21 protein-coding genes and 6 pseudogenes are annotated in these 24,532 nt (G+C 61.3%); 19 read left to right on the top strand and 8 right to left on the bottom strand.

Annotation, left to right across the window (positions count from 1 at the left end):
* The 12 genes and pseudogenes from ACZ6CZ_RS34970 to ACZ6CZ_RS34915 form a co-directional block, all read left to right on the top strand.
* Window positions 1-423: transposase (locus tag ACZ6CZ_RS34970; RefSeq protein WP_469029495.1), on the top strand; the 423-nt coding region annotated here is incomplete at its 5' end.
* 557 nt (window positions 424-980) lie between these two features.
* Entirely contained in the window at window positions 981-1,403 is a 423-nt protein-coding gene (locus ACZ6CZ_RS34965) for an ester cyclase (RefSeq protein WP_469029492.1), read from the top strand.
* A 176-nt stretch (window positions 1,404-1,579) separates the two neighbouring features.
* Window positions 1,580-2,167 carry a carboxymuconolactone decarboxylase family protein gene (locus ACZ6CZ_RS34960; protein WP_469029489.1) on the top strand — a complete coding sequence of 196 codons (588 nt, stop codon included), beginning with the start codon at window positions 1,580-1,582 and terminating at the stop codon, window positions 2,165-2,167.
* Between the two features lie 54 nt (window positions 2,168-2,221).
* Window positions 2,222-3,253 carry a ketoacyl-ACP synthase III gene (locus tag ACZ6CZ_RS34955; RefSeq protein ID WP_469029484.1) on the top strand — a complete coding sequence of 344 codons (1,032 nt, stop codon included), beginning with the start codon at window positions 2,222-2,224 and terminating at the stop codon, window positions 3,251-3,253.
* A gap of 77 nt (window positions 3,254-3,330) precedes the next feature.
* Complete coding sequence (locus tag ACZ6CZ_RS34950) at window positions 3,331-4,698, top strand: FAD-dependent oxidoreductase (protein WP_469029481.1); 1,368 nt, start codon at window positions 3,331-3,333, stop codon at window positions 4,696-4,698.
* Between the two features lie 60 nt (window positions 4,699-4,758).
* Entirely contained in the window at window positions 4,759-5,556 is a 798-nt protein-coding gene (locus ACZ6CZ_RS34945) for an SDR family oxidoreductase (RefSeq protein WP_469029478.1), read from the top strand.
* Between the two features lie 23 nt (window positions 5,557-5,579).
* Window positions 5,580-6,833 carry a beta-ketoacyl-[acyl-carrier-protein] synthase family protein gene (locus tag ACZ6CZ_RS34940; protein ID WP_469029475.1) on the top strand — a complete coding sequence of 418 codons (1,254 nt, stop codon included), beginning with the start codon at window positions 5,580-5,582 and terminating at the stop codon, window positions 6,831-6,833.
* Entirely contained in the window at window positions 6,833-8,545 is a 1,713-nt protein-coding gene (locus ACZ6CZ_RS34935) for a CoA-transferase (RefSeq protein ID WP_469029472.1), read from the top strand. The genes ACZ6CZ_RS34940 and ACZ6CZ_RS34935 overlap by 1 nt, the downstream gene beginning before the upstream one ends.
* A gap of 36 nt (window positions 8,546-8,581) precedes the next feature.
* On the top strand, window positions 8,582-9,415 hold the full coding sequence (locus ACZ6CZ_RS34930; RefSeq protein ID WP_469029469.1) for an SDR family NAD(P)-dependent oxidoreductase: 834 nt from the start codon (window positions 8,582-8,584) through the stop codon (window positions 9,413-9,415).
* 89 nt (window positions 9,416-9,504) lie between these two features.
* Window positions 9,505-10,329 (top strand): TIGR03619 family F420-dependent LLM class oxidoreductase, encoded by an 825-nt coding sequence (locus tag ACZ6CZ_RS34925; RefSeq protein ID WP_469029466.1) that lies wholly within the window; start codon window positions 9,505-9,507, stop codon window positions 10,327-10,329.
* A gap of 171 nt (window positions 10,330-10,500) precedes the next feature.
* Window positions 10,501-10,662: pseudogene (locus tag ACZ6CZ_RS34920) on the top strand (helix-turn-helix domain-containing protein); the annotation flags it as partial.
* Window positions 10,663-10,777: 115 nt separating this feature from the next.
* Window positions 10,778-11,542, top strand: coding sequence for a transposase family protein (locus tag ACZ6CZ_RS34915; protein ID WP_469029464.1), 765 nt, complete (start codon window positions 10,778-10,780; stop codon window positions 11,540-11,542).
* A gap of 220 nt (window positions 11,543-11,762) precedes the next feature.
* Here ACZ6CZ_RS34915 and ACZ6CZ_RS34910 read toward each other — a convergent pair whose 3' ends face one another.
* The gene (locus tag ACZ6CZ_RS34910) at window positions 11,763-12,692 is read right to left on the bottom strand and encodes a transposase (RefSeq protein ID WP_469029461.1); all 930 of its coding nucleotides are present in this window, start codon (window positions 12,690-12,692) and stop codon (window positions 11,763-11,765) included.
* A gap of 123 nt (window positions 12,693-12,815) precedes the next feature.
* On the opposite strand from ACZ6CZ_RS34910, the pseudogene ACZ6CZ_RS34905 reads away from it, so the two are divergent.
* From ACZ6CZ_RS34905 to istB, 5 genes and pseudogenes are all read left to right on the top strand, one after another.
* A pseudogene (locus tag ACZ6CZ_RS34905) lies at window positions 12,816-13,885 on the top strand (IS630 family transposase).
* Window positions 13,886-14,228: 343 nt separating this feature from the next.
* A pseudogene (locus ACZ6CZ_RS34900) lies at window positions 14,229-14,621 on the top strand (IS110 family transposase); the annotation flags it as partial.
* Window positions 14,622-14,769: 148 nt separating this feature from the next.
* Window positions 14,770-15,639 (top strand): IS21 family transposase, encoded by an 870-nt coding sequence (gene istA, locus ACZ6CZ_RS34895; protein ID WP_469029458.1) that lies wholly within the window; start codon window positions 14,770-14,772, stop codon window positions 15,637-15,639.
* Window positions 15,640-16,167, top strand: coding sequence for a Mu transposase domain-containing protein (locus ACZ6CZ_RS34890; RefSeq protein WP_469029456.1), 528 nt, complete (start codon window positions 15,640-15,642; stop codon window positions 16,165-16,167).
* On the top strand, window positions 16,164-16,934 hold the full coding sequence (gene istB / locus ACZ6CZ_RS34885; RefSeq protein WP_469029453.1) for an IS21-like element helper ATPase IstB: 771 nt from the start codon (window positions 16,164-16,166) through the stop codon (window positions 16,932-16,934). Before ACZ6CZ_RS34890 ends, istB begins: the two co-directional genes overlap by 4 nt.
* A gap of 35 nt (window positions 16,935-16,969) precedes the next feature.
* On the opposite strand, the gene ACZ6CZ_RS34880 is transcribed toward istB, so the two are convergent.
* The 6 genes and pseudogenes from ACZ6CZ_RS34880 to ACZ6CZ_RS34855 all read right to left on the bottom strand — a co-directional run.
* On the bottom strand, window positions 16,970-17,467 hold the full coding sequence (locus tag ACZ6CZ_RS34880) for a hypothetical protein (protein WP_469029450.1): 498 nt from the start codon (window positions 17,465-17,467) through the stop codon (window positions 16,970-16,972).
* A gap of 103 nt (window positions 17,468-17,570) precedes the next feature.
* A complete protein-coding gene (locus ACZ6CZ_RS34875) occupies window positions 17,571-17,912 on the bottom strand; it encodes a helix-turn-helix domain-containing protein (RefSeq protein WP_469029448.1) in 342 nt (113 codons plus the stop codon).
* A gap of 33 nt (window positions 17,913-17,945) precedes the next feature.
* Window positions 17,946-18,101 (bottom strand): hypothetical protein, encoded by a 156-nt coding sequence (locus tag ACZ6CZ_RS34870; protein WP_469029445.1) that lies wholly within the window; start codon window positions 18,099-18,101, stop codon window positions 17,946-17,948.
* Between the two features lie 104 nt (window positions 18,102-18,205).
* On the bottom strand, window positions 18,206-19,954 hold the full coding sequence (locus tag ACZ6CZ_RS34865; protein ID WP_469029503.1) for a CocE/NonD family hydrolase: 1,749 nt from the start codon (window positions 19,952-19,954) through the stop codon (window positions 18,206-18,208).
* A gap of 204 nt (window positions 19,955-20,158) precedes the next feature.
* Window positions 20,159-20,437: pseudogene (locus tag ACZ6CZ_RS34860) on the bottom strand (ISAzo13 family transposase); the annotation flags it as partial.
* Between the two features lie 138 nt (window positions 20,438-20,575).
* Window positions 20,576-21,627: pseudogene (locus tag ACZ6CZ_RS34855) on the bottom strand (ISAzo13 family transposase); the annotation flags it as partial.
* A gap of 210 nt (window positions 21,628-21,837) precedes the next feature.
* On the opposite strand from ACZ6CZ_RS34855, the pseudogene ACZ6CZ_RS34850 reads away from it, so the two are divergent.
* Window positions 21,838-22,329: pseudogene (locus ACZ6CZ_RS34850) on the top strand (helix-turn-helix domain-containing protein); the annotation flags it as partial.
* Between the two features lie 163 nt (window positions 22,330-22,492).
* On the opposite strand, the gene aspS reads toward ACZ6CZ_RS34850, so the two are convergent.
* On the bottom strand, window positions 22,493-23,803 hold the full coding sequence (aspS, locus tag ACZ6CZ_RS34845; RefSeq protein ID WP_469029442.1) for an aspartate--tRNA(Asn) ligase: 1,311 nt from the start codon (window positions 23,801-23,803) through the stop codon (window positions 22,493-22,495).
* A gap of 567 nt (window positions 23,804-24,370) precedes the next feature.
* Between aspS and ACZ6CZ_RS34840 the strand changes: the two genes are divergently transcribed.
* Window positions 24,371-24,514 carry a hypothetical protein gene (locus ACZ6CZ_RS34840; RefSeq protein WP_469029500.1) on the top strand — a complete coding sequence of 48 codons (144 nt, stop codon included), beginning with the start codon at window positions 24,371-24,373 and terminating at the stop codon, window positions 24,512-24,514.
* Window positions 24,515-24,532 lie beyond the last annotated feature (18 nt).

The raw sequence follows: 24,532 nt of genomic DNA, 5'->3' as shown, positions 1-24,532 counted from the left end.
CGCTCGTTTACGCAGCTCAGCGGGGTAGGAGGAAGGGCGTGCCATGACTCGATCCTTTCACGGAATCGAGTCTCTACCGAACCCGGAACGGTTCACAGCATCCGCAAAGTGTGGGTCGACGGCGGCTACCGCCAGCACCTCGTCGAGCACGCAGCCACCCTCGGCATCGACATGGCAATCACTCAACGCAAGCCCGGGAGCAGGGGATTCATTCCCATCCCGAAACGCTGGGCGGTCGAGCGGACCTACGGCTGGCTCATGCTCCACCGCCGGCTGGCCCGCGACTACGAAACCCACCCGCACCGATCCGAAGCCATGATCCACATCGCCATGACCGACCTCATGGCCCGCCGCCTCACCAGCGAGAGCACCATCTCCTGGCGCGACCCGAAACCGCAGACAAAACAGCAGATTCCGGGATGAAACAACGGGAGAAAACGACCTCTCAGGGCGAGCGACCCGCAGCCGACGCCAACACGCCTCAAAGATCACCCGTGCAACCAAGCATCGTCGTATCACCCTATGGAGTAGTTGCTACTCATGATGAGTAGCAACTACTCACGCAGGGGATTCGGAAGCGCAAAATGATGGAACCAGATCCCGCGATCACCGCATGTAGTGAACGAAACCTGCATCGGTTGCGGACACCGAGTCTGGACTGCAGAAGTGGCGCAGCGATCTTCGGACGCCACAGTGAGCCTTTTCCAACCTCACGTCTATGCTGGTCAAAGGCGTGTCGGGCAGCGACAACGCCGACCAGTGGCAATCCTGTAACCAGCAGATCCACAGTCGGCCGCCGCGCCGCGAACGCCCCGCCGGCATGGTCGACGTACCCGGCGGCCAGGTTGGAAAAGGCTCAGTGAGTCAGCAACCTGCCCTAGCTCCGGAAACTCGAAGCACGACCCCGCGGGAATGATCAGGCAAGGCGGGGACGCCGAAGTCACGCGGAACGTGACCCAGAAGGGACGAGCAAAATGAAGATGGCAGATCTCATCCAGGACTGGGCTGACGCGATGTGTCGCCAGAGTGTCGAAGATCTGGTGCGCCTCTTCCGAGATGACGCTGTCTGGGAAGACTACACGTCGGCAGTCAAGGTGACCGGAAAGGAAGGAGTTGGCCCCTTTATTGCTAACTGGTACAAAAACGTCCCGGACATGCACGTCAAGATCAAGCGCGTAATTATCCAGGACGAAACTTCAGCCTGCGCGGTATGGACGTTCAGCGGTACTGCAGAAGGCCCTCTCCCACCTAATATTCCGGCCACTGGTCAGCGCTTCTCTCTTGAGGGAACCACTGTCTTCGAAGCCAGAGATGGTCTCTTCACGCATATTGAAGACTATTGGGACGGATATCGCATCCGTGTCCAGCTCGGTGTTGCCCCGGAGCCTGTATCAAGTAACTGAACAAGACGCTTCGATCTTGGGCGTCGAGACAAAGCAGGGCGCTCTCAAGTGCCGTACTCACGCGCCAGAGCCGGCACGCTCTCGGGTGTCCCCATCCGATCTCCTCGCCCAAGTGAAGTCATCTTCCATCATCGCAACTCGGTTTTGCAGGATGCAGGATGCAGGAAAAAAGCCACATGACTGACATTCCTCCCGCTGATCCGCGCCGGCTATCCTCGGATTTACGCACATGGTACGAAGATACTGTTCGCCTGGATCTCAACATATTCAGGGCGCTGATGACTTCGCCCGCTACGCTGCGTCCAATGCTTGAGCTGGGCGCTTACCTGATGTTGGACATTGACTTACCGCTCAGGCTTCGAGAACTTGCAATTCTAGTTGTTTCCCACACGGCTGGGGCGCGCTACGTATGGTCTCATCATTCTGACATTGCCAGGAGCGTCGGCTTCACGCCAAAACAGATCGACGAAATTGCATCGGGTGACCATGACCCATTGCATTTCAAGCCTTCTGAACACGCCACCATGGTGTTTTCCCGCCTGGTCGTATCAGCGCGTCATGTTCCCGAGTCGGCCCTCGACAGCGTTCGCTCCGCTCTGGGTGACAAGCAGACAGTGGAACTTCTACACCTCATAGGTTTCTACTGGACTCTCAGTCGCATAAGCACAATTTTGCACGTGAAACCCGATGCTCCTCAAGGCGCTGCCCTGATAGAAGCGACACAGAGAATTCACGCAAAGGCCCAGGATCCGTTTCGTAACTGACAGCGCCAGCCCATCCCAACCGCAGCCGAAACCGCAGCCGAAAAAGAACCGTGGGTGAAAGACGCAAGAGTAACCATGATAATACGAAGCCAGCAACTTCCAGCACGTTTCAGCCGGATGTCAATAATCGGCGTGGGTCATTACTATCCCGGCACGCCAGTTTCCAATGCGCGCTTCGAGAGCAACTCACAACTCAACGTGACCGATGAATGGATCATCGAGCACACCGGAGTTCACCAGCGGCACTATGTAACGGATCCGATGGAACGCATAGCCGAGATGGGCGCTAAGGCCGCACGCCTGGCCATAGAAGATGCGGGTCTATCTCCTGGCGACGTGGATATGGTGATCGGAACGAGTGCCACAGCCAGGCCACGTACTAACCCTTCCTCCATCGGCAACAACTACATGGACATATCGCTGCCCCTGCAGTATCAGCTGGGCCTCACTTCTGCCTTTTGTTTCGACGTCACTGCCGTTGCCTGCGCCGGGTTCCTGTATGCGAGCGCCGCTGCTCGTGGGCTAATGGCCACTATGGGCCTACGCACCGCATTGGTTGTCTGTGCCGAAAATCCTCAGCCTATTTTGAATCCCAATTTTCGGAACTCGGTTTTGTTCGGCGCCGGAGCTGCTGCCACCGTCTTGCAAATGGATGACAGTGCGACTGGAGGCATTATAGACATCGAACTGAAAGCAGACGCCACCTATTACCATGCTTTCGATATCGACGACCAGGATAAAATGATCATGAAAGGTAGGCTCGTTGGCGAGATGGGACCACACTTTCTTATCGATGCGGCCAAAAGCATATTGCAGCGGAATGATCTGACGGTTGATGACATCACATGGTGTGTGCCACATCAGGGCAACATCAACCTCTTGAACTCTTTTGCTGACGAAATGAAGATTCCACGAGACCGCGTCTTATTGAACTTGCCACGACGTGGCAACACTTCCAGCGCCGGCTTGCCCGGAGCGCTGTCAGAGTATGTCAGGTCCGGGACCATCCGTCCCGGTGAACTTCTGCTAGGTGTCAGCATTGGCCGCGGCTTCAGCTGGGGTGCAATGCTCTTCAGCTACCGGTAAGTCAAAGTGGACCAGCCGCCACAAATCCGGTAGCAGTCAGCAATCGATAAACAACTCATAGAATACTTATCGATCAAATGAACGTTCCTCAGCAGAAAATTTCTGCGTCGTGCCGACCATTCGCGCGTGCGGTTGTAGCCGGCGCAGGGGTAGCAGGCCTGCTGTCTGCCCGGGTGCTATCCGATTACTTTGAGGAAGTGACAATAGTCGAACGCGAAGAATTCGGCAGTCACAAGTCGTTTCGGAGCGGTACTCCACAAGCTCGACATGCGCATGTGATGATCGCTCGTGGGGCAGCAGAAATTGAGACTTTGTTCCCTGGATTGGCAACGGAACTCGAAAAAGCGGGGGCACCTACCTTCGATGTCGGGGAAATCGTACGCCGCTTTATGGGCGTGTGGTTCGCCAACTCTCACGTGGGAGCACAGGCGCAATGCTTCAGCCGGACCCTATTGGAGGAGCGCCTACGCCAGCGCCTACTTGCTTTGCCCGGTGTGACTATCTTGGATGGTTGCACAGTTGACAGTCTTCGCATCGCCGAAAGCCGGGTTGCAGGTGTCAGTCTCCACGGCCGGTCGGCTCGCAAGGTATTGGGTGCTGACCTTGTTGTTGATGCTACCGGGCGATCATCCCATTTTGCTGACTGGTTCGAGGCGGCTGGACTACCTCGGCCAGGTGCAACCGTTGTGAAGGCGCAGCTATGGTACGCGTCGCGTGTCTATGAGAACACAGTAGGAATGTGGCCTGGCTGGAATCTACTTATTGATCAGGTTCACGCTCCTGCTAAACGCCGTGGATGCATTGCGCAACGCATCGAGGGAGACCGCATGTTGGTCACGCTGCAAGCGGCAGCTGGGGAGCGCCCCCCTAGCAGCACGCAAGAATTCGAGGACTTCATCGCATCCCTGCAGAATCCTGTCTCGGCGGCTATCGCACCTATGCGTCCGGTAACTCCTGTCTATCGGTATGGACGCACGGAGAATCGGCGGATCTCTTACGAACGTACCCGTAAGTCCCCGGATAACGTAGTAGTGATTGGGGACTCTGTGTGTGCATTGAACCCCAATTACGCCCAGGGGATGACCGTTTCTCTTCTTTCTGCTTCCGTGCTTAGAAAGGAGCTGCGGAGGTTCGCCAGGCGTCGCACGCTACAGGGCTTCGGGCCTCGATTCCAGCGGAAAATAGCACGGGTAGTGTGGTGGCCCTGGCTCTTCGCCACTGCCAACGATTGGGGATGGCTGAAAGACGTCAGACCATCTCTGACGGTCCGTTGTTTACGGTGGTACATGAAACGATGGCTTCCTATCGCTCCGACGAATCCTGCCACAGGGAAACGGCTCGTCGCATTGATTCACATGCTATCCGGCCCGACGGCTCTATTTCACCCTGCCGATATTTTTCGCATTGTCGCACGGGATATAAGAAGGTTCCAGCGGCCAGGCTGACGGAATCACAGTAGGCACAATTCAGAGCAACCGTACACGAGGACAAGAAGGGGGGCATGAGTGCAGTCGGATCATAAATCTGCCATCGTAACTGGAGCAAGTCAGGGCATCGGGTACGCCCTGACCACTCTCCTTGGCAGAATGAACTACAGGATCACTCTCGTCGGTCGTGATCTTGGACGACTGGACAGAAGTACCGAGATTCTGCGCGAGATAGGATGCGCGGCCGGTGCGGCTCAGGCAGACCTATCGGCCGACGACGCCGAAGACCAGATCAAGCACGTCATGGCGGAACATTCTCGACGGTTCGGACGACTCGATCTACTCGTGAACAGCGCAGGGGTAGCGATGCGAGGGCCCCTGGAGAAGTTGTCCACGAAGAGAATGGATGTGCAGCTCGACGTGAACCTGCGCTCATTGATGCTCTTCACCCGCGAATCGCTTCCGCTGTTACAGCAAGCCGCAGCAGAACACGGTAGAGCACTCATATGCAATATCGCCTCAGTCCTAGGAACCGAGGGGCGTCCCAACATGAGTTCTTACGTCGCGGCCAAGCACGGAGTTGTAGGGTTCACCCGCGCCCTCAACTGCGAACTCTCCGCCTCCGGAGTTCACGCGGTAGCAATATGTCCGGGGCTGGTGGACACATCATTGGCGGACCTTTATCGCGAGGATTTTACAACTGATCAAATGATTCCCGTAGAAGACGTAGTAGAAACTCTGCGGTATCTCCTTCTGCTTTCCCCGCGAACGCTCGTCCCAGAAGTGACTCTGCTGCCATCTCGCCGCCCGCCTGTGCCACTCAAAGCAGACAAGCTGGCGCAAGAGCGAGCGCATCTACGCCGACGAGATTCCTAATTCAGAATAGTGGGGCATGCACCGTGGAGGAGCCAATCGCCATCACTGGACTCGGCATACTGCTGCCTGGGGCACACAGCACCGATGAGTTCTGGGCGCGTCTAGCGAAACGCGACTCCCAGATCCGAATGATTACCCGATTTGATACTGCAGCCGAAGACCTTCCGGTAACAGTGGCAGCGGAGATGGATAATTTCGACTACCGCGACTATCTACCAGACCTGCCTGAGCGACATGCCGACAAGTACAGCAAAGAGATCTTGGCTACAATTTCATCTTCTTCCATGGCTTGGCGGGATTCGGGATTGTCACTGAGCGCGTGTGACCCACGTCGGGTATCCGTGGTCCAATCCAGCTCGCGAGGCACGTCTGAGTGGTGGTTGACGCCGCAGCCTGACAACACCAGGTACGGCAACGCTGGTGCCATGTTCCAGGGACTGCCGAGCAGCGCGGCGTCACTGAGCGCCATGGCCATCGGCGCGCGAGGTCCGACCATGACAGTGACAAGCGCCTGTGTCGGAGGCCATCATGCGCTCGGTGTCGCTGCCAGTGAGCTACGGGCTGGGCGCAGCGATGCCGTGATCGCTGGTGGTCGGGAGTTTCCTATCACTCCTGAAGTGATGAGATGTTTTCTCGCTCTGGGGCCCGGCGTCCTGACCTCACGCCGGCACGATCCGGCCTCCGCCATCCGCCCGTACAGCGTCGACCGTGATGGCATGGCTCTTGGAGAAGGAGCCGTCGCAATGTGTCTTGAGCGGCTTTCAAGCGCTCGCCAGCGTGATGCCCAGATTTATGCCCTACTGCTGAGCCAACGCGCGCATACTGATGGGGGACACGCCACGACAATGGACATGACTGGAAAGCAGACTGCCATGCTGATCAATGAGGCTTTAGAAGCAGCAGGGACGTCCGCGAGCGAAATAGGATATTTCTGTGGCCATGGCACTGGCACCAGAAACAATGATATCGCCGAGTGTCGTTCCCTTCGGCAGCTTTATGAGGAAGACCGATCTGCCGAGCTGATTCCGCCGATCGGCTCGAACAAGCCCATTTTTGGTCACACTCTCGGAGTGGCCGGCCTTGTTAACGTCGCCGCCACTGCCCTCATGCTTCACCACCAACAGCTCGCCCCTACCGCGAATGTAGGCACCCTCGACCCGGAGTGCGATCAGGACCATGTTGCGGAAGGGGTGCGTGACGCCGACCTGAGTTTCGCGGCCTCGCTTGCTTTTGCCTTCGGGGCCCAGACAGCAGTGGTCGCTATGGGAAGGGCCTGATGAGCAGCGTGTACGTAGCAGCAAGCCCCGACGATCTGATCAAGCAGTTCGTCCGGATCGACGATCATGTGCACTTTGCGGCAACTATGTCTCGTCCGAATGCCTTGCTGCATGCCACTGCGCGAGTTTTCCGAGGTAAAAGACAGCTAACTGTCAGCGTGGCATCATTGCATTCCAATGCGCATGCCCTGGCCATATCTAACTCGGCCAAGCGTGTGATCACGTGCTTTCTGGGCGACTCGGTTCCCTCACCGCGACCGTGTCGACTGTATCGCTACGTAGCTTTGGGAACACCATTCGATGTCGAGCACTGGACGCTCCTGAGCTATGTTCAGCGCTTGATGGCAGCAGCCCTAGGACAACCGTATGCGGTCACCAACTCGTTAGCCGGCACGGACCTCGCGAAGGGGAAGGAAGGTAGTCTGTTCAGCCTTCAAGATCCCGAGTGCAAAAAGCAGTTTGTCACCCTGTTGAAACCTCTGCACCCCGACGTCGCCGTGTACCACGGCGTATGTGCCGACGAGGCTGGAAATGTCGTCCTTAGTACACCGCATGGCGAGGGCGTGTGGGCAGCATATGCTGCGCGGCGCGGTGTAGTAGCGTCAGTTGAGAAAATCGTATCAGCGACCGAGGTTACCGGACACCCAGCGAGCAGCGTGATACCGAGTCAACGAGTCCTCGCTATCTGCGAGGCCCCTCGCGGCGCCCATCCTCAGTCGCTGAACAGCCGCGGAATCGCCGGAATCGAGAGCTATGATGACGATTATCGCTTCATGCAGGAGGCTGCGGAAGCATGTGCGGATGCGGCGCAGGCGGAGGTTTGGTTCGATTCATGGATTGCACGGCCAGCAGGGCATACGCAGTATCTTGCTAAGCTAAGCCGACGGCGTCCGCAACAATCGCCCTCCGCGCGAGAGGCACAATCGGACGCAGAGGTTACTTTTTCGGGATCGTGTGCACCGACAGAGAAGGAATCGCTGATCATTTTAGGGGCCCGCGCGATACAGAATAAGGTTCGGGCTATAGGTAGTGGCGGCTACCGCTACGACACATTACTCGCCGGCGTAGGGGCCTCACATATTGCAGCATGGCTGGCTGCCGACCAACTCAAAGAGTCTGGCATACCAATTAAGGTAGTGGCGGAGTGGGGTCTTTACGGTATGTCACCCGAGCCCAGGGATATATACCTCTTCAGTCGGAGCAATGCCCAACGATGCGAGGCATTGACGGGTATTGCCGAAATTCTTGGCGGAATGGTGGCAGCAAATAGCCGATGTTTGGGTGTACTCGCAGCAGCGGAAGTTGACGAGACCGGAGCTGTGAATACAAGCATGCTTGCAGATGGGCGTTGGATAACTGGCTCCGGCGGAGGCAACGACGTTGCTTCGAACGCCGACTCAATTGTCATTGCTCTAGCATCGCCTAGAAGATACGTCGAAAAGGTGGCCTATACCACTAGTCCCGGAACTCGAATCTGTGATGTTGTCAGCCAATTCGGAGTGTTCAAGAGGTCATCGCCTGAGCAGATGTTCGAGCTCAGTAGCTGGCTACCCATCTCCACGGATGGATACCAGTTGTCGCCAGACCAACTCGTCGCTAGGTACACGTCGTGGCGGACAGAGGTCAAAAGCGCGCGCGTCGAGCCCTCCATTACGAGTGAGGAGCTGGCTAGGCTCCGTCGGCTGGATCCGGATGGAAAGTACCGATTGTAGCCGCGAGAGGCAGACGGTTAGTACGATCTCGAGGGAGTGGAATTTGTGAACACACGGGGACGCGCTCTCGTGACGGGCGGCAGCCGAGGCCTTGGGCTTGCCATAGCCAAGTCCCTCGCGCGGAACGGCTGGCGAACGACGATCGCCAGCCGTGATTTCCGTGAACTGGCCAGGGCCAGAACTACCGCAGCCAGCGAAGAGATTGACCTCCACATCGCCCAGGTAGATGTTACGTCACCATCTTCAGTACGCACCCTTTTTGACCGATTGACGGCGGAGGAACCCATAGGGCTGTGTGTGAATAATGCTGGCAGGAACCTCTCTCAACTCCTTGTCCGACCTACACCGGACGATAGTCACGCCGATTCAAGTAGCGAGAGTATCACTCGGCACTCCGCAGAAGCCTGGGACGACATCATTCAGCTGTGCTTGACGGGTGTCTTTCTTGTTGGTCGTGAAGCTGCGGCTTCCATGGTACAGGCCAGCGTGCCGGGAGTGATCGTCAATATAACGAGTGCAGTCCGTGGAGGTGCGTATGGTCAGTCAGCGTATAGCGCCTCCAAGGCCGGGGTAGCGGCGCTCACTCGAACCTGGGCATATGAACTCAGCCGCTATAGCATTCGAGTAGCGGCTGTGGCTCCCGGTGTTATTGACGGGGACGCTCTTCGCGACAAAGTCGCGTCTGATCCGGCCCACGCTCGCTACATGGCACGACTGCAGAAGACCGTGCCTCTCGGACGCTGGGCTCTTGAGAGCGAGATAGCAGAGGCAGTGCGATTCGTGGCCGATAATGACTATATTACTGGTTCAGTCTTGGAAGTAGACGGTGGCGGTCTGGCTGGCCGGCTGGCGATGAGGCCGGACTGCTGAGCTGTGAATACAGTGGCACGTAGTTACCTCTAAACTGGCGGCCAGCCTTGCGGCGGCAACTCGGCGCTGTTATGACATATGGAGGCTGTATGCGAATCTCCGCAACCATCTTTATGACCGACGAAACGATCAAACCCGTTCGTTTAGCGAAAGAACTCGAACAGCGCGGTTTCCATGCCCTGTACCTGCCTGAGCATACACACATTCCAATCAGTCGGAAGAGTCCCGCACCGCTGGGTGAACCCCTGCATCGTAAGTACTCCCGTACACTCAACTCCTTCGTTGCTCTCGGACAGGTAGCCGCTGCCACCAGTCGACTACAGATCGGGACCGGTGTAACCCTCGTTGCGCAGCATGATCCTATTGATTTAGCGAAGCAAGTAGCTACGCTTGATTTCCTGTCGAGTGGTCGATTCACACTTGGCGTTGGTTTCGGTTGGAATAAGGAAGAAGCGGAGGACCACGGTGTCGAGTGGTCTTCCCGGCGCGCACTGGTTAAAGATCGAATAGCGCTAATGCGTGCACTGTGGGCAGATCGGCCAACCGAATACGAGGGCCGGTTCGGATGCGTAAGTGCAAGTTATGTGTATCCGAAGCCGGTGAAGAGTGTGCCGCGTACCCTACTCGGAGGTGGGGCAAGCCATAGATTCTTTTCTCATGTTGCAGAATATGCAGATGGATGGTTAGTCCTTGATAACGGAAAGCTAGCTGATTCACTACATCGCTTGCACTCGACCTGGCGAGAGGCGGGGCGAGCAGGGATGCCCGAGGTCGTGCCCTATTCGGTTCTCCCCTCCAGGGAGAACATCATTCAATATCATGACATGGGCATCAATGAAGTCGTCTTGCGACTGCCCTCCGAAGAGGAATCGGCCGTTCTTCGGGCACTCGATAATAATGAGAAATTTCTATGAGGGTTTCCAGCTCGGCCACTGACCGGGTGACGCCGACAGGGTGCGCAACGCACGAGGCTCCCGTGGCGTTGGAGGAGGTGTTCGAAGTCTCAACCCACAGGCACAGGAGCCGCCGTTAATCCGTATTCTGCCGCACTCGACTTGCCTCACGCCTTGGTCAAGTGGGTCACGATGCTTATCGTCACCCGCGGGGGTGACCGTCGTTGCAAACTCCCGCCGCACCAGCGTGCGCTGGTCGCCCTGGTATACCTGCGTCGGCACGACCCCCTCGCGCAGATCGCGGGCGGCTTCGGTATCTCCGTCGGCACCGCCCACCCCTCTTCGGCCGCCGTCATCAATGAGCCCTTTCCAACCTGACTGCTGGGTCCGGCGGTTGGGCTGACAACGTGGTGAAGCCCCTGGTAGATGGGTTTTCGACCAAGAGAACCGTCTCCACCAGAGGCTTCACGTGCTTGTCTACCCGTCGGGCGTCGACGTGTCCAGCTCTGCCCTCCGCTTCCTCACGCAGCAGTTGCGGCGGCACCGCCGTACGATCGGCTCCCGTTGGCGGCGCCTGAGCGCCGGCCGCCAGGCTCTGCTCACCCTCGCTCACCTACGGGTGGGGCACACCTATGCCCAGCTCGCGGCAGGGTTCGGCATCGGCACCACGACGGCCTACCGCTACGTCACCGAGGCTGTCGAGCTCCTGGCCGCTCTCGCTCCTGGCCTGGCCGACGCGGTGCGGACCGCGTCGGTGAAGGCGTATCTGATCCTGGACGGCACGCTCCTGCCGATCGACCGCATCGCCGCGGACCGGCCGTTCTACTCGGGCAAGCACAAAAGGCACGGGATGAATGTGCAGGTCATTGCCGACCCCTTTGGCCGACTGTTGTGGGCCTCACCAGCCCTGCCCGGCACCGTCCATGACATCCGTGCGGCCCGCGAGCACGGCATCCTCGACACCCTCACCGCGGCGGACATCCCGTGCTGGGCGGACAAGGGTTACCAGGGCGCCGGCGGCACGGTCCGCACCCCGTACTGGGGCAGGTGGGAGACCCTCTCGATAGGCCAGAAGGCGGTGAACCGGTCTCACGCAAAGATCTGCGCACTCGTCGAGCAGGCCATCGCCACCCTCAAGTCCTGGAGGCTCCTTCGCAAACTGCGGTGCTCGACCACCCGGATTACCGAACTCGTCCAGGCCGTCCTCACCCTCCATCTGACCAGCTCAGAGTGAGAATGGAAAACGCTCAATCTGCTCGCCGGCCGCGCACCCGGCCTGCTGCGTGTTCTGCGCGAAACCGACCCTGACTACGTCTTAGGGCCTGCCGGGAAATGACTTGCGGATTTTGCGACTTGACATCGCAGGTCAGCGCACCACGCGCCCGCATGTTGTTCCTCTGCAGGCCCTTACGAGTTGGTGCGTGATAGTGGGTGAGGCGTGTTCGTCCTGCTCACTACGTTGTCAGCTCATCGCGGTGCTCGGATACGAGGCTGGCGATGGCGCGGTAGGTGTCGGGGAGGCGGTCGCGACGGTGGGTCCAGCGGCTCAGTTGTTTCCAGCGCTTTTGATCGGCAAGGGCGTGCTCGACGGAGATGCGATCGGATGAGTGCCCGTGGCGGTCCCGTTCCCACTGTTCGACTCTGCCGGGCAGTGCTCCCGGACGCGGTTTTCTTGGTGGTGTGATTGCCTGCCCGCGGTGATCGCGGCTCAGGCCGAGATAGCCGTCGTCCAGCAGGACCTCGACGTCGGGGAAGTGCTGGAAGCAGACGGCGATGTCCTCGTTGCGGGCGGCTGTGGCATCGTGCATACGACCAGGCCGCAGGGCATCGGTCCATAACGTGCGGCCACGCCAGTCAGCGATGACGGTGGCCTTCATCGTGTTCTGCTTCTTCTTCCCGGAAACGAAAGCGCGCCGTCCGCCACGGCCGGCCGGAGGACGACGGACCTGGACCTCGGTCGCGTCCAAGCGCAGCTCGATGCCTTCGGCCTGGGCGTAGGCGAACACGTCGGGCAGTGTCCGTAATCGCAGGCCGGGACGGTCGGGAACCGCGCATCCCCGCTCGGCCAGCCGTGCGCGTACTTCTGCGATCGCACGGGTGATGGTCGAGCGGGCGACACCGAACAGCAGCCCCAGCACCGAATGCGGCAGGTCGTGCCGCAGATGGATCAGCGTGGCCACCAGCCGGTCGACGAACACCAACTGGTGACGGGCGCCAGCACCTGCGGCCCGCTTCCTGGCACCACCTCGCGCGGCATGACGACGGCCCTCGACGCTGGCCTGCCACGGCACCGCCAACTCCTCGATCAGTCGCGCCAGATGACGCCGAGAGATCCCTGTGAACGGTCGATGCGCCAGCACCACCCGATTGATCGTGATCGCCAAACCCGGATCATGCCACCGGCCACGAACGACGCCTCACCCACTATCACGCAACAACCAGTTACTGAGGTTTTCGGGTTGTCGTCGGATGGTGACGGTTCATGATCCCTGCGGTATGCCGGTGGGATGCGGTATCCGGAGGGTGGGGGCCTGACCGCTGAGCGTCGGGCGTTTCGGGAGAGGATCCGGCTCCAGGCCGGCGAGGGTTTCGCGGCGGGTGAGAAGACCGCAGCGATCGCGAAGGACCTGCGGGTGAGTGTGCGGTCGGTGGAACGCTGGCGCCGGGCCTGGCGCGAGGGCGGCATGCTTTGCGCTCCGCGGGCCCGGCCAACTCCCCGACCGTTACCGATGCCCAGTTCGCGGTGCTCGAGGAAGAACTCGGCAAGGGTCCGTCAGCGCACGGCTTCGACGATGAGCGCTGGACTCTGGCCCGGGGTCCAGACGGTGATCCGCCGTCGTCTGCGGCTGAGCCTGTCGGTGACGACGGTATGGCCGCTGCTGAAGCGGCACGGCTGGTCCTGGCAGGCACCTGCCCGCCGTGCGCTCGAACGCGACGAGCACGCGGTGGAGCTGTGGAAGAAGGAGGTGTGGCCGCAGGTAAAAGTCTCGCGGCGGCAGCCGGGGCGTGGATCGTCTTCGAGGACGAGGCCGGATTCGCGATGACTCCGCCCCGGGCCCGGACCTGGGGCCGACGTGGCCACACGCCCGTTGTCCGCGTTCGGGGAAGATCCCGCCGCAGCACTTCGGTCGCCGCGCTGTGCTGCTACAGACCCGGCGAGACCGCCAGACTGATCTACCGGCCCCGTCAGCATCTGCTCCTGAAAGGGGCACGGAAGAGCTTCTCCTGGCAGGACTACCGAGACCTGCTGGTGAGGGCCCACATTCAGCGCGACGGTCCCATCGTGGTGGTCTGGGACAATCTCAACACCCACCTGGCAGCGGGCTTGAAAAAGTACGAAGCCGAGCACGACTGGCTCACCACCGCCCGTCTCCCCTCATACGCACCCGACCTGAACCCCGTCGAGGCCCTCTGGTCACTCGTGCGCAGAGCCATGGCCAACACTGCCTTCGACACACCCCACGACCTCGACCGCAAACTCCGCCGCGAGTTACGCAGGATCCAACTCCGACCCCACCTGACCGACGGCCGCCTCACCGCCACCGGCCTGTCTATCGACCCACCGACCCCACCCTGAAAACCGCAGTAGTCCCGCGTCGGCTGCGGAGCCGAGAGCATGGTCGCGTTGCGCCACTCCGCACTCGCCCTTTTCGACCAGCAGCACTGCCAGAGATTCCCCCCCCCGTTGCCGTTTTCGTGGCTCCGCAATGGGCCTCCGGCCTTCGGGTCCGGCGTGACTTCCCCCTCCTGTTGTTGATGATTCGGGGGGTGGTCTCACCGGGCCCGGAGGCATCGACGGACCGCTGATGAGGGGCTTGAGCACCGGTTTCACCCAAGGCCGGCAGAGCTCTCCGTAACGTGGATGTGGCAGCTCGGTGCCCAGGTAAGGCCGGACGAAAGCGTGATGGAGGGACCTGCACGTGATCGACACCGGCGACATCGACGTCTTCCTCGGCCTGGACGTTGGAAAAGACGAACACCACGCCACCGCCGTCACCCCGGCCGGGAAGAACGCCTCCGACAAGCGCCTGCCCGATACCGAACCCAAGCTCCGCGAACTCTTCGCGAAGCTCCAGGCCAAGCACGGAACGGTGCTGGTCGTGGTCGACCAGCCGGCCTCGATCGGCGCCCTGCCCCTGGCGGTCGCGAGGGACATGGGGTGCCCGGTCGCCTACTTGCCCGGGCTGACGATGCGGCGGATCGCCGACCTTCACCCGGGTGAGGCGAAGACGGACGCGAGAGACGCGTTCATCATCGCGGACTCGGCTCGCGCGATGCCTCACACGCTGCGGGCGATCGACGGCGAGGACGAGTGTCGGCGTACACGTGAACGTGCCCAGTCACGTACGGATGAACGTGCCCACCTCCGGACGTACCGAGGGTTGATCGTGGGCAGTCTGCTGCGGGCCTGTGAAGGGTGGCGGAGGGCGGCTGACCGTGGTCTTGGACCCGCAACGGTGGATGGAGCTTCGACGTTTCCGCGGGCTGTTCGAGTCCGGGGCGATGAGCTTGTCGGAGATCGCGAAGGAGACTGGGCTGAACCGCCGCACGGTCCGCAAGTACCTCTCCTCCGAAGGCCCGGTTGCACCGCCTCGTCGGGCTGCGCCGGGATATGGCCGTCGGCGGATGGTGGATGAGGTCGCGCCTCTGATCGACGCGATGCTGCGGTCCGAGATTCTGATCAAGGGTGCCGTGGTTCACGAGCGGCTGGTGGCCGAGTACGGCTTCACCGGCACCTACCAGCGGGTCAAGCTCTACATGCAGGAGGCCCGGCCGCGGATCGCGGAGGAACTGGGCATCAGCCCGGGCGAGCTGGCCGGCCTGCACCGCAGGTTCGAGGTCGTTCCTGGAGCGCAGGCCCAGGTTGACTGGGGAGACGAAGGGCAGATCCTCGCCCACGTCGGCATCCCGAAGGTCTACTCGTTCCACATGACCTTGTCCTACTCCCGGGACCCGTTCTGCTGCTTCACCACCAGCCAAGACCTGGCCACCTTCTTCGACTGCCACCGACAAGCGTTCGCCCACTTCGGCGGGGTGCCGATGTCGATCGTCTACGACCGGACCAAGACCGTGGTCCGACGCCACGTCGCACCGGGCGAGGCCGTTCCCCTGCACCCGGAAGCGGTTGGATTCGCCGGGCACTACGACTTCGACATCGACGTGCTGGCCGCCTACCGCCCCACCGGCAAAGGTCGGGTCGAGCGGCAAGTCCTGATCCTCCGCGACCACGTCCTGGCCGGACGATCCTTCTCCTCCATCGAGGAACTCGACTCCGCTTTCAACGCCTGGGTGCCGATGCGTCGGGCGAAGTCGCACGGCACCCACGGTTAAGTGATCGGGCACCGAGCCATCCGCGATCACGGGGCCCTGAGGCCGTTGCCGGCGACGCCCTATGTGGTCGCTCAGCGGCACCTTCGCTACGTCGGCAAGGACTGCCTGGTTGCCTTCGACGCGAACCTCTACTCGGTGCCGGCCCGCAAGGTTCGCCCGCGTCAGCTGGTGGAAGTCAGGGTCACGAAGTCTCAGATCAGCCTGCATTCCACCGTCCCTGACGCCAACGGCGACACGCTGCTGGCGATCCACCCAAGGGCCGTCGGCCGTGGAGCCTGCGTCGTCGACGAGAAGCACTGGGACGGCCTTCCCGACGGGAAGAACCGGCGGACCACCACCGGTGACGTTCCCTCGCAGCCCCGTCATCAGAACGCACTTGGCGAGGAGACGGCCGGCTCGCGGATGGCTCTCCTGAACCGGGCCGCGGCCGTCCGTGTCGAGGTCGGCCGCAGACCCTTGTCCGTCTATGACGAACTGACCGGGACCCGTCCCTTCACCACCCACCCCACTCAGGAGGAGCCCAGTTGAGCGAGCTGGTCAGCACCCGAATCCGCACCACCGCCGCCAGGCTCGGCCTGCCCCACCTGGCCGAGAGCCTGAACCAGTACGCCGGCCGGGCGGATGAGGCCAAGATGGGCTACCTCGACTTCCTCGACCTGGTCCTGGCCGAGGAACTCGCCGTTCGTGACGACCGGCGTTTCCGCCAGGGCCTGCGGCTGTCCAAGCTGCCGCACCATAAGACGCTCGACGAGTACGACTTCACCTTCCAGCCTGAACTCGACCCCCGCAAGATCAAGGATCTGGCCACCCTCGCCTTCGTCGAGGCAAACGGCAACGCGGCCCTGTTGGGACCGCCCGGGGTCGGCAAGACACACATCGCCGTCGCGCTCTCGGTCGCCGCCTGCCGGGCCGGCTTCTCCGTCTACTTCACCACCCTCGACGACATGGTCCGCCACCTCAAGGCCGCCGAAGCCGCCGGACGCCTCAACAGCAAACTCCGCACGTACCTCCGGCCCGGCGTTCTCGTTGTCGATGAGGTCGGCTACCAGCCACTGGAACGTGCTGAAGCAAACCTGGTCTTCCAGGTGATCTCCAAGCGCTACGAAAAGGGCTCGATCATCCTGACCTCGAACAAGACCTTCAGCGAATGGGGACAGGCCTTCGGAGATGAAGTCCTCGCCACCGCCATCCTCGACCGGCTCCTGCACCACTGCGACGTCGTCTCCATCAACGGCCCCAGCTACCGGCTCAAGAACCGGCTCGCTGCCATCGAGCGCGACGCGAACGTGGCCTGACCGCAGGCAATCCCCGTCGTCGCCCCGCCAGCTTCCTAGCAACGCTGGCGGGCGGGCAGTCCCGCTCGGGCACGCCAGTAGTCCGCGTCGCGAGGGTCGGTCGGCCATCCGATCACACGCTCAGCGCCTGTTTGGAAGGCGCCAGGCAGCGAGTTCTCCTCGCCGACGACAAGCCTGAGAGCGTCGACGTCATGGGTGGCGTGATCGGTGTCGCACCAGCAGCTCACGTTCACCGCCGCCTCGACTGCGAGCCGGCCCCGGTCTGTCCACACCATCTCAAGCTGGAATTCCAGCTGATCGGCCCCAGCCGCATGCTCGATGACATCCAGGCCGAGGATGATCGGCGTCCACGGCTGCGTGCCCGGGAAGACCGCGTGCTGCAGTGCCCATTCCCACTCCGCCCCGTCTCCATCGACGCGAGCCGCATCGACGGCCCGAGCCGCATGCCTCAGGGATTCCACGTCGGGAGGCGACAGGAAAGGGAAGAGCGTGGTCAACGGGACGTCTTCGAAGGCACCTCGGTTCATGGCCATGCTTCGATCATCCGTTCTTTCCAGCTCGAGCAACAAGGAGGCCCCTTTCCTTGAGGTCTCCGCAACAAGGCCGACAGGTTGCCGTCCACCAAGCTGAGCACGTTCATCCGTACCTGGCTGAGCACTTCAATGAGTACGGCGACAACGAGACGATCGCCGAGCTGGAGATGGTGGAGCGGTCCACAGCGAACCAGCAGGCCAGCACGTCATGAGTGACGGCATGGCGCAGATGCACGAGCGTGGCCAGGAGCCGGTCGACGAAGACCAGCCGGTGCTTCGCACCCGCGCCCACAGCCCGCTTCCGTGGCCTGGACTCGAGCTTGGCCTGGTGTCGCTCGTGCCACAACGGCCCTACCTCAGCGACGAGTTCAGCGATCACGCCAGCCGACAGGCCCGTGATCCTCCGATCGCTGACGATCACTTCACGAGACGCGTTCCCCACCACACGACCATGATCGACGATCGAGAACTCGACGCCTCACCGCCTACCATGCACCAGCTCGTAAGGGGCGAGCAGCTCCCCCACCGTGAATGCTTCTTCTTCCAGACCCGCCCAGGCGGCGACCCCGTACCCGGCCACGGTCCCGGCCGCCACCTCCTCCTCCAGGACCACGAAGGCGTCAAGAGCTGGCACGTCCGGTATCGGCTCCACGGTCGAGAATCCCGGCGAACTCATGCACTGGGTGGCAAAGAAAGGTGGGCTCAAGCGCGATCGAACGCACCTGAGCCCGCAGGTGTTCAGGGGATCACACGTACCAAGTTCGTTTCGATTGAACCGGATTGGATCGTTATTTCCGCTTTACCGTCATCCACGACTGTCCAGTCGGGGGCGCTAGCGGCGATTACAATTTCGATCTGATGGCCAGCCTCGAACGTATAATCGATTGGATTCAATATGATACTGTAATCCTTCCAGGATCCTATCGGTGTCGGAGTTTCGGTATCCAGGGAGTCATTGTTGCGCGTATCGAGGAACCCTCGACTAACGACGTGGTAACTGTCCGTCTTCATGCGCCGAACGACATCGAAGTAACAGCTGTCGTCCGTCGGCGACGAGTCTCCCCAACAAGTCTGCGTACCGAGCGTCTCCACACCTTCATTATTCCTGTAATCGATCCTATTCCCCGTCCCTCTGTCTACCAGCAAGGCCGTCAAGTGTGTTCCGGGAGTACTAAGGCGAGCAGTCAAGCGAACTTCGGTACTTTTATTGTACCGTACATCGTGATCGAACTTCCATACGGGTACGATGGTTTTCCAGTTGTAGCCACCGGCAGGATCGGACATCTGTTGCTCTGTTTGGGGGTTAGTGTCGTATATGGTTGTCTCCTTGTTGCCTGTAGTAAAACCTTCACGGTAATCCAGACTACTCCCCCAATACTGCGAGGACTTCCATACGTTAGGTTTGACTTCAACATCTACTGAGGGCTCATCCATTATTCCATTTTGGATGCCATATAGCCAGTAGTCGAACCATCTATGCAACGTCTCAACCCAGGCTTCTCGCCGGAAGTCAAACGGATCCACGTGGCCGACTTGAGAAAGCCACATTTTTCGCTGAACGCCAGCCTCTCCGAGGGCGTCCCACCAACCGGCGTGATCGTTGGAAACGACCCCGCTACCTCGGACAACCGCATCGTTCAATCCGTGGACAAGGAACACGCTGGCCTTCACCTTCTGCGCGCTCGCTCGGTAGTCTCGCTGTCTCCAGAAGTCATTATAGTTGCCAGTTACAGCATCGGCCCTTTTATCGAGATCAGGGTTTTTCTGTTCGACACATTTTGGGTTGTTGCCGAACGTATTGGCCAAGCCAGTGGGTGTTGCTGTACGGAGAACAAGACCACGCGAACGATTGAAATCATACCAACTTGCCATGGCCCCAATTGGGACAATGGTAGTAAGATTGGGGATTTCATCACCGAGCGAAGCAGCCGCATTGGCGAGTGTACCGTCGTACGACTTGCCGATCAGGCCAACTTTTCCGTTATCCCAATCGGCGTCCGTTTGGGCGTTTCCGGTTACTGAGGTAAATCCTTTCGCGCGCGCATCCAGCCAATCGGCCACCGCCTTGACGCTTGCTACGTCGGCAGGTCCTCCAGCATCCAGACACCCTTGCGATCGGCCCGTTCCTGACACGTCCACCAATATTACGGCGTACCCGCGAGGAACGAAATAGTTGTCATAGTATAGAGGGAACTTGATGGGCTTCCCATTTGCGTCATACTTTTTCCGCTCGCTCTCATTACCCCGTCCCCCGGCTGCCGCCGTGTAATATGGACTCGCCTCCATAATGACGGGGATCTTCTCATTCACTCCAGCTGGTCTAATGATATCTGCAGCTATCCGGTCGAGCTTTCCGTCACTGTCACTGTCGACGGTCGACTCGACATATACCGTTTCCCGGATGGCATCCGTATACGAGTACTGCGGTTGAGTTCCTATTGGCTCACTATGGGCCGGCGAAGCGGACAGGACTCCAAGTAAGTTCACAAGCGTCGCTAGTGTTAGGGCGGCCGCTGGCCCCCTATTGAGGAAGCGCAAGTCAATCTCCACTATCTCAATTGATCATCAAGCCGATGCGATGGCTTACTGCTGAGATAGTTCTGGATATATCGCGAAGTGGACTAGAGTATCTGCTGCTTAACCAACGGCTGCAACACCGTGCCGCTGGTCTCCATGGTGACCTGCTCTGGGCAGTTGGTGGATGGCCGTGGTGAGGGTGCTTCCGGTGACTCTGAAGAGCCCGGCAAGCAGGTCTCTGGTGCCGAGTTTGCGCAGGTAGAGCTTGGTGGCCAGGACTCTGTCGGCGGTCGTCAGCTTGTCCTTGGCCCCTGCACCGCGAGCACGGATGCGTTCGCCTCCTCGCTGCCGGAGCCGTCCTTGGCTCACGTAACTCGTCTAAATCCGCAGTTAGTTGGTTGATAAGTTCGTTCAGCGTGATTTGGGCATACCGGTCAGCTCCGGGTCGCGCAGATCCCTTGGGCAGGGCTGCGGGGACGGGCCGCCGGCTGACCGTGGGTTCTGGGCTGTGCTGGTGGTGTCGCGTGGGTGAGGGTGGAGGGTGTAGTTCCAGTCGGCGTGGAAGCTGTGGCGGTGCATGGGCAGGGCGTCGATGTCGCTGTCGGTGACCTTGATGCCGGTGTCGTAGGTGCCCGGGTCGAGTTCGGCGTGGACTTTCAGCCCGGTGCGGGTGGTGGTCGCCGCGATGCTGTTGACGATGACGTCATGGCTAGTGAGCGGTCGACCACGCCAGTTATGGAGATGTGGGAGAACAGCCGGTGCTCAATCTTGTTCCACTTCGGCGTGCCCGGCGGCATGTGGCAGACCGTGACGTCCATGCATGTCTCGGCGGCCAGGGCTGCGAGTTCTGTCCTCCAGGCGCGGGTGCGGTAGCCGTTGGATCCGCACGCGTCCACAGTGATCAGCAGACGGGTGGCATCCGGATAGTCGTGCCGGCCCCGGGCCTGCCACCAGCGGCGGATCGAGGCGACAGCGAACGCGGCAGTGTGGTGATCGGTGCCGACGCTGACCCAGCCGGTGTTCGCGGCGATATCGTAGATCCCGTAGGGGATCGCCTTGCCGGGTCCCTGACGGTCGAGGAAATCGTGCGTCTTGACCAGTACCGGCTCCTGGGCAGGCCGCCACTGCTGGCCCGCGTTGTTGTAGTCGCCGACGAGTTCCTTCTTCTTCGCATCAACGCTGATCACCGGCTGGCCGGCGCCCATATGCTGCCTGGCCCGCTCGTTGATGTAGCGGAACTGGGCGTCACGGTCCGGGTGCTGCTTGCCCTCGATGGTCTTGGCACCGGCCTGCAGGCTGAAGCCCTCCTCACGGAGCAAGTCCCCGACGGTGTCTGCGCTCACCTTGTGCCCCTGACGGGCGAGCTCGGCCGCTAGGGTCCTGGTCGATCTCACCGTCCAACGCAGTGCCGACATGGGACCGCCGCGCTCGTCAGGTTCCACCAATGCCAGCAGCGCGCCGCAGTCCCGGATCAAGGTCCGCGACCTTCTTGCGGCCACCACCGGGACTGCGTACCCGGCCCAGAGGCTCCTCACCGGCCTCCAGCTCGTCCACGCCTCCGCGGACTGTGGCCTCGCTGACCTGGGCAGCCCGTGCGACCGCGCGGATACCCCGTGCCCCAGGATCCGAGCCTCGGCTCCCATCAACAGACGCCGCTGCCGCTCGTCCCGGTGCGGGAACAACACCTCAAACCTCACAGCGAGTTGACGACGAACCTCATCGGAGACCTCATATCACAACAACGAGCCGCATCACGTGAAGCAACACCTCATTTCTCTGCGAGTCCTTACGAGTTGGTGCGTGATAGTGGGCGGGTCATGTTTGGCCGGTGGCATGGTCCGTCTGTGGCGATCATGGTCAACCGGACGGTGCTGACACATCGGCTGCTCATAGGGATCTCTCGGCATCATTTCATCTGCCTGGTCGAGGAGTTGGCCGTGTCGTGGCAGGCCGGGGTCGAGGGTCGTCGCCATGCTGCACGAGGTGGAGCCAGGAAGCGGGCCGCGGGAGCCGGCGCCCGCCACCAGCTGGTCTTCGTCGACCGGCTGGTGGCCACACTGATCCACCTGCAGTACGGCCTGCCGCACTCCGTATTGGGGCTGCTGTTCGGCGTCGACCGCTCCACCATCACCCGTGCGATCACAGAGATACGCACGCTCCTGGCCGAGCAGGGGTGCGCGGTCCCCGACCGCCCCGGCCTGCGGTCACGGACACTGGCGGACGTGTTCGCCTACGCCCAGGCCGAGGGCATCGAGCTGCTGCTGGACGCCACCGAAATCCAGGTCCGCCAGCCCCCAGCCGACCGCGGCGGCCGCCACGCGTTCGTCTCGGGCGCAAAGAAGCAGTGCCACCAGGGCCGCTTCTTCGAGAGGGAGCTGGCCTTGCGGGCCTACTGTGACAAGAACCCCGGCGAGGCATAAACGCATGACCTGCACCATGTCCGCTACTGAGCAGGTGTTCCACGGCACGAGGCGTCGGCCCGTGCCGTGGAGCACCGTCCACGGTCGGTTACGGGGTGAGCCGGTTCGGCCCGCGGAACAGGAACGTGGCTTCTCGGATCGATTCCAGGCCGAGCATCACCATCAGAACCCGTCCGAGGCCCATGCCCAGGCCACCGTGCGGCGGGCAGCCGTAACGGAACGCGTTCAGGTAGTCCTGCATCGGCTCGGTGCTCATGCCCTTCTCGGCGGCTTGCATCAGCAGCGCGTCGTAGCGGTGCTCACGCTGAGCCCCTGTGGTGACCTCCAACCCCTTCCACAGAAGGTCGAAGCTCAGGGTCACACCCGGGTCGTCAGCCGGCCGCATGTGGTAGAACGGCCGAATGCTCACCGGGTAGTGCGTGATGAACACGAATTCGTGACCAGTGGCCTGCTGAAGGTGGGCGCTGATGCTCCGCTCGCCCTCCGGGTCCAGGTCTTCCTTGATGCCTTCCGGGTCCCATCCGCCCTTGCGCAGGATGTCGTGCGCCTCAGCCATGGTGATGCGGGGGAACGGCGTCGTAGGGACGGTGATCTCCACACCGAACTGTTCCCGGATGGCCTCGCCGTGGGCGTCAGCTACCTTGGCGATCGCGTGGGCGAGCATCCGCTCCTCGAACGCCATGACATCCTCGACGCCATCGATCCAGGCCAGCTCTACATCGACGCCGGTGAACTCAGTGGCGTGCCGAGAGGTGAACGACGGCTCGGCACGGAAGACGGGGCCGATCTCGAAGACCTTTTCGACACCGGCCGCGATCGCCGTCTGCTTGTAAAACTGCGGCGACTGGGCGAGGTAGGCGCTGCGGCCGAAGTAGCCGAGCTTGAAGACCTCGGCGCCGGACTCCGAGGCAGTGCCCATGATCTTGGGGGTGTGCATCTCCGTGGCACCCTGCGCGTAGGCGTACTCGCGCATCCCCTGCTCCACGGTGGTCTGCACGGCGAACATCAGCTGGGTGGCAGGACGCCGACGCACGTCGAGGAAGCGCCAGTCCAGCCGGTGCTCGATCCCGGTGTGCTCGTCGATCGGCAACGGCGTGGCGGCCAGGTTCAGAACCTCGACGGCTTCTGGGATGAGCTCCAAGCCGCCGAGTTTGACCTGGGCAGCATCAACGATGCGTCCCGTGATCTTGACGGCGGACTCTGGGGTGAGGGCTTCGAGCTGGGCCTCCAGCGGCCCGTCGTCACGCTTGTGGGTCAGCTGCACGAGGCCGGTGCTGTCCCGCACGATGACGAACTGCATCTTGCGCTGCAGCCGCAGGGTGTTCACCCAGCCGCAAACGGTGACTGTACGGCCGACGTGTTCTCGCAGGTCGGAGACGTGTACACGGCTTTGGATCATTGCGGTCCTCCGAAGGACGTCGTCATGATCCCTTGGGAGTGCGGGCGAGAAGGGCAACTCGCGGTGCCACCGCACTTTCGCCGCCAACTGATGGCGGCCTCTTTCGGGCCCGGTGACGGGGGCCAGCCGGCGGGGCATTGGGCCACCAGATGGGGCCGTTCCTCCCCGCGCTCGGGAGGGTCTTCACCTCGGGGCGCGAGACCGCCTTCCCAGCTCCCGGCGGCTCTCTCTGCTCGCGTGATCCCCGGCTACTCGTCTCCGTCAACGCGTTGTCCGGAAGGATACGGAGACCGCGAGCACGTACGCAATCGGAAAACGCCTCTCTCCCACCACTCACGTGTCCAGAACATCGATAACCGGCCTGTTCGAGACCAGGTCTGTCCATGTCGGCCGTCGAGGGGTCCAGCTCTCGACGACGGCCGAACCCTGACCCTCTGACGGCGTATCAAAGGTGTCCCACTTGGTGATCTTCGTCTGACTCTGGCCTTGGCCACTTCCAGCCGCCTCCACCTGCTGAAGCGGCCCGGCTTTCAGCGCCTGCTCGACGAGGCGGCAGTCGACGACGTCGTGCGTCTGGCGGATGCCGCGCGCCCTTTCCGCTCGGTCCAGGACGTACTCGACGTCCGCGACATCCTCCGACGGCGCGGCCTGCATCTGCGCATCGCGTCCGGCGCCTGGCAGGGATGGACCTCACCACCGAGGACCCGATGACGAAGCTGTTCGTCACGA

The sequence above is a fragment of the Streptomyces sp. NPDC041135 genome (assembly GCF_055592085.1).
Note: the sequence above shows the minus strand (reverse complement) of the source record. Positions and strands in the feature narration are given on the sequence as shown.

What these genes read in the sequence shown, in the direction of transcription:
- ACZ6CZ_RS34965 (WP_469029492.1), top strand. Translation starts at nt 981, where the DNA reads ATGGCAGATCTCATCCAGGACTGGGCTGACGCGATGTGTCGCCAGAGT.
- ACZ6CZ_RS34960 (WP_469029489.1), top strand. Translation starts at nt 1,580, where the DNA reads ATGACTGACATTCCTCCCGCTGATCCGCGCCGGCTATCCTCGGATTTA.
- ACZ6CZ_RS34950 (WP_469029481.1), top strand. Translation starts at nt 3,331, where the DNA reads ATGAACGTTCCTCAGCAGAAAATTTCTGCGTCGTGCCGACCATTCGCG.
- ACZ6CZ_RS34935 (WP_469029472.1), top strand. Translation starts at nt 6,833, where the DNA reads ATGAGCAGCGTGTACGTAGCAGCAAGCCCCGACGATCTGATCAAGCAG.
- ACZ6CZ_RS34925 (WP_469029466.1), top strand. Translation starts at nt 9,505, where the DNA reads ATGCGAATCTCCGCAACCATCTTTATGACCGACGAAACGATCAAACCC.
- istA (WP_469029458.1), top strand. Translation starts at nt 14,770, where the DNA reads ATGGAGCTTCGACGTTTCCGCGGGCTGTTCGAGTCCGGGGCGATGAGC.
- ACZ6CZ_RS34880 (WP_469029450.1), bottom strand. Translation starts at nt 17,467, where the DNA reads ATGGCCATGAACCGAGGTGCCTTCGAAGACGTCCCGTTGACCACGCTC.
- aspS (WP_469029442.1), bottom strand. Translation starts at nt 23,803, where the DNA reads ATGATCCAAAGCCGTGTACACGTCTCCGACCTGCGAGAACACGTCGGC.